Below are 4,967 nucleotides of genomic sequence, written 5' to 3'. Positions count from 1 at the left end.
TAGACGCCGCCATTTTCATTGATGACCGCACTGCCATCCATAATTTTGACGATTTCTAATTGATGCCGCTCTGCAATGGCAAAGTCGTTCGGATCAGAGGACGGCGTAACTTTCACCGCCCCTGAGCCAAACTCCATACTTACATGATTATCAGCTATGATTGGTATTGTCCTGTTAACGAGGGGTAAGATAACTGTACGGCCGACCTTATCTTTATATCTTCCGTCATCAGGATTAACGGCGACAGCCGTATCACCCAGCATGGTCTCAGGACGCGTGGTAGCTACGATAATCTCACCGACACCTTCAGTATAAGGGTATCTGAGGCTCCAGAGGAAACCCTCCTTCTCAACATATTCCACTTCAAGGTCTGAAATGGCCGTGTGACATCGGGGACACCAATTGACGATATAATCGCCCTGATAGATAAGTCCGTCATGATACAGGCGGACAAAGACCTCCCTGACGGCCCTGGATAGCTTTTCATCCATGGTAAAGGCTTCCCTGGACCAGTCACAGGAACAACCGAGACGTTTGAGCTGGTTTATAATAACCCCACCATACTTTTCCTTCCACTCCCAAACTCTCTCTATGAACTTTTCTCTTCCTAAATCATTCCTGGTAATGCCTTCTTTCGCAAGCTCCTGCTCGACTACATTCTGCGTGGCAATTCCCGCATGATCAGTTCCCGGCATCCACAGGGCGTTATATCCCTGCATCCTTCTGTACCTGGTCATCACATCCTGCAGGGTGTTATTCAGGGCATGCCCCATGTGGAGCATGCCTGTTACGTTTGGAGGGGGAATAACAATGCAAAATGGGGGCTTTGTGCTCGTATCCTGGGCCCTGAAAAAATTATGATCGAGCCAGTATCGGTACCACTTAGCCTCCGATTCGTGGGATTCATAAGCTTTGCTCAATGACCTTTCAGCCATGAAACGTCTCCATTAGAAAATTTTTAACTCTTCTTTGATTTTCCTGATAATCAACAGTGCGTCAACACCAGGTACAGGACTGAGGGGAGCAAACTCGCCGCTTGAAAGGTCTTTCGCTTCCATAATCCCTCTTGAGGTAACAACCATGACAGAGTTAAAGTAGGGTAAATCAGATCTCAAATCGGGGAATGGTGACGAACTTCCGATAAATTTCGTTGCAAGCTTAGTATCCCCCGTCATCTTGATCAAGATATCTTCGATCATCATGGCATATGTCGCCCGGTCTATCATGTCCCTCGGACGGAATGAGCCGTCAGGATAAATCTCTAATCCACGAACGCCAATCTGGAGAATCCCTTCAATATCCGCCTTCAGGGGGTGTGTGGCAATATCCGTTGCTGTTGCTGGAGTCTCACTTGCTACGGCCTTTGCCTTTTCAGGATCTTTAAAGGCTGTATCAAAGGTCTTCACCGTTCTCTTTTTATAAAGGACATCAATCTTTAATTCCTCCATAAACAGGGCGGCGGCGTCAGCTCTGTTAATCCGTTCAAGAATCGCAATTTTCTTTCCCGTAATTGTCCCCGGCATGGCCCTCTGGATCTTCTGGGTCAGATTCCATCCAGCGTCTGCCTCTTTGACATAATCACGGTTAATATCAAGTACCTGCTTGAACATCTGCCCGGCATTCGGGAAATCCAACGCGGTCTTATAGGCTAATCCCATGAAATAACAGGCTGCGGAAGACTTTGGATCAATCTTGATTGCTTTATCGAACTCACCTTTTGCGTCTTGGAGCCAATCCTTGTCGGCTTTGCTCACCGTATAGAGTCTTATTTTACAGACATGAACGAAGAGCTTTTCATCATCTTTATTGGCATACTTCCACGCCTGTTTCATGGATTCATTCGCTACCTTGAAATCTCCCTGATAGGCTTTTACGATACTGTTTCCCGCATACGCCTTTGAAAATTTAGGATCGAGTGCAATGGCCCGATCAAATTCTCCCTTGGCATCAGCATACTTCCCCTGATCCAGGAATTTCATGCCCGTATAAAAATGGTGATCGGGTGTATCCATCTCGCTTACAGGTTTTACCACTTTCGGACCGCAGGAAATAATGAAAATACCCATAGCGATCAAAGCAATGAACATCAATACCCTTCGATAATTGAGCCGCTGAACCATAACGTTCTCCTTTCTTTTTATAAAAATGTTTAAAGGAACCCCTCCAGGATTATGCTTTATTCCTGGTTTAACACGAGAAGTGTGAATAACTCGCATTTGTAAAAACACACACCATGCAAAAATTTATACATTTAATTATATTCATACCCTTTCGAAGTCAAGAAATTTCACTGCCTTTGCTTAAAAATGCCTTCGAAAGACGCTCTATGCAAGCATTCTCATTGAGAGAGAAAAAGATCAATATGTCCCCTCATGGCATCAATATCTGCGGGGGAAAACCACGCAATCTGCTTATCCGCACCAAACCATGTCATCTGCCGTTTCGCATAGTGACGCGTGTCACGTTTTATTATCCTGACGGCGTCTTCAAGGGTGTATGACCCTTTTATATATTTTATAATATGTTTATATCCCAGCGATTGCATCGGCTTGAGGCTTTCACGGTAGCCCATAGAGAGAAGTCCCTGAACCTCGTCAACGAGACCATCACGTATCATTTTTTCTGTTCTTTGATCAATTTTTTTATAAAGGGAAGAACGGTCCATCGTAAGGCCTATCCTTGTGCAGTCATAAAGATTGTCGCTGAATTTGTGGGCTTTCTGTTTTTCAACAATCGACTCACCGCTTAGTTCCAGAACCTCCAGGGCTCGGATGATCCGGACAACATCATTTTTATCGATTGTGGCGGCGGCCCGTTTATCCTTTTCTTTCAACTTATCGTACAAATATTCTTTCCCGAATTGCTTGAGTTCATGCCTGTATACTTTTCTTAAGCCCTCATCTGCATCCGGCCCTTTAAAAAGACCGCCGAGCAGAGCCTTTATATACAGGCCGGTGCCGCCAACAACAAATATGGGCTTTCTCCGGCTATGTAATTCCCTGATGATCTTCTGAGCCGTCTCAATAAACATGGCTGCATTGAATTGAGCATCAGGATTAACAAGATCAATAAGATGATGTTTCACCAGAGTCCGTTCTTCAACAGAAGGCTTTGCCGTGCCGATATCCATCAGCCGGTAGACCTGCATCGAATCGGCGCTGATAATCTCACCATTCCACTCGCGAGCCAGGGAAATAGCAACCTCTGTTTTGCCTATGGCTGTAGGACCAACGATTATAATCAGGCGGGCTCTCATGTCGTTCACGTCATATTTTTACTTTATTTTACAAATACCGTCAATGATGTAATGGTTGCGGGGGTTGTCAATTTGGGTATGACAGAAATAATCTATGCTATTTGAACAAAAAAACAATCCATATCAACCTATAGTTATGTTTTTCGGTTCATCCGTTTGATGCATACTTCCTGTTATCCGCAAATTGTTAACCTCGATGAAAATGCAGGATTTCAATCCGTTATCGTTGATGTTATTTCCTCAATAATTATGATATGGATGACAGAAATCTGGACGTACGGTATGTGAGGGTTTGCGGCCAACAGATTCATTGTTTAAATATTGTGGCACCGCCTGGAAACCAGGCGGCAAATGGAGAAAACAATCCTCAACCTGCGGTATCGGGAGAAACCGGTCTACTCGACTCAAACGCCAAACATTATATCATACCTTTAGTGGTTATCAATAACTGAATGACCACCGGCTGGAAGCCGGTGGGTTCGGAAGTCGGCTGAAAGCCCGACTATGGGTCTTCTACTTTGAACTCTTTATCTTCTTTCGATATGTCTTGGGACTCTATGTACTCTATGATCATTTCATCCGTGATATTACCGGAACTGGCCACGAAAAATCCTCGTGCCCATAGGTGCCGACCCCAACACTCTCGCTTCAAATGGCTATACTCCTGCAACAACTTGCGTGAACTCTTACCCTTGACTCGTTGCATGAGATGACTGGAGGAAACATGCGGAGGACACGACACAAACATATGCACATGATCCTTACCTATATGTCCCTTGATGATCTCTACCTCCAGTTCGGCACATATATCCCTCACGATCTGCCGCAATCTTGTCGCTACATCTCCCCGCAACAGCTTCTTACGGTACTTCGTGATCCAAACCAAATGATACTTGATGTCAAAGCGGGTATGCGATGTCCTTCTATAATGCTCCATACCCCTTTCTTACTATAAGTTGTCGCCTGAAGGCGAGGGATTTAATATCCCAAAACGAGACTATTAATAACCCCTTTAAATCTGATTGTTTTGACACTAAAGTATATCGGCACAATGCGAAGGTTTTCAACAACGGCGTAGTTTGCATAACTTACGGGCGGACGCCCAACACCCCCTCGATCAGAACCAGAAGCTCCCGGGTGTTGATGGGTTTGGCAATGTAATGATCAAACCCTGCTTCTATGATTCGCTCCTTTGCTTTGCCAACGGGCCCTTCCCTATACCCTTTTTGAAATCGCCTGAAATATTTCGATGGGCCGGCTCAACCCCTTGAGCATCTTTTCTCCCATCGATTCGACCTGAAACCAATTGCCCTGGATCGAGTCAATCGTTACTTTTGTACAGAGGACCTGGAACTCGTATGCCAGCCCGCACAATCGGGCGGCAATATTGACGGTATTGCCGATCACCGTGTAGTCCCTAAAAGATTCGGTTCCCAGGCTTCCTATAAAAACAGGCCCGGTATTGATACCGATACCGACCGATGACCAGCAATGATCCAGACACTTTTCCCGTTCGGACAGCGCCTTGACTATCTGAAGAGCGCATTGAATGGCATTTTCAGCCATCTGCGGCCCCTCAAAAATGGCCATGACCTCGTCGCCGGTCAGCTTGTCGATGATGCCGTGATAGTCTTCGATCACCTGGATCTGCTTTTTGATACTGTCATTCAATTTTTCAAAAACCGATTCCGGATCGGTATTCGCCGCCAGC

At 45.5% G+C, this 4,967-nt stretch carries 5 protein-coding genes; all 5 read right to left on the bottom strand.

Annotation, left to right across the window (positions count from 1 at the left end; all coding sequences use genetic code 11):
- Nucleotides 1–935 (bottom strand): class I tRNA ligase family protein (locus NTW12_15390; GenBank protein ID MCX5847715.1); only part of this gene is annotated, 935 nt, incomplete at its 3' end.
- Nucleotides 936–947: 12 nt separating this feature from the next.
- A complete protein-coding gene (locus tag NTW12_15385; protein ID MCX5847714.1) occupies nt 948–2,120 on the bottom strand; it encodes a hypothetical protein in 1,173 nt (390 codons plus the stop codon).
- A gap of 218 nt (nt 2,121–2,338) precedes the next feature.
- The gene (gene miaA, locus NTW12_15380; protein MCX5847713.1) at nt 2,339–3,256 is read right to left on the bottom strand and encodes a tRNA (adenosine(37)-N6)-dimethylallyltransferase MiaA; all 918 of its coding nucleotides are present in this window, start codon (nt 3,254–3,256) and stop codon (nt 2,339–2,341) included.
- A gap of 502 nt (nt 3,257–3,758) precedes the next feature.
- Complete coding sequence (tnpA, locus tag NTW12_15375) at nt 3,759–4,193, bottom strand: IS200/IS605 family transposase (protein ID MCX5847712.1); 435 nt, start codon at nt 4,191–4,193, stop codon at nt 3,759–3,761.
- A gap of 278 nt (nt 4,194–4,471) precedes the next feature.
- The coding region (locus NTW12_15370) for an adenylate/guanylate cyclase domain-containing protein (protein ID MCX5847711.1) at nt 4,472–4,967 on the bottom strand (496 nt) is incomplete at its 5' end.

The sequence above is a fragment of the Deltaproteobacteria bacterium genome (assembly GCA_026388545.1).
GTDB lineage: Bacteria > Desulfobacterota > Syntrophia > Syntrophales > UBA2185 > JAPLJS01.
Note: the sequence above shows the minus strand (reverse complement) of the source record. Positions and strands in the feature narration are given on the sequence as shown.

What these genes read in the sequence shown, in the direction of transcription:
- NTW12_15385 (MCX5847714.1), bottom strand. Translation starts at nt 2,120, where the DNA reads ATGGTTCAGCGGCTCAATTATCGAAGGGTATTGATGTTCATTGCTTTG.
- miaA (MCX5847713.1), bottom strand. Translation starts at nt 3,256, where the DNA reads ATGAGAGCCCGCCTGATTATAATCGTTGGTCCTACAGCCATAGGCAAA.
- tnpA (MCX5847712.1), bottom strand. Translation starts at nt 4,193, where the DNA reads ATGGAGCATTATAGAAGGACATCGCATACCCGCTTTGACATCAAGTAT.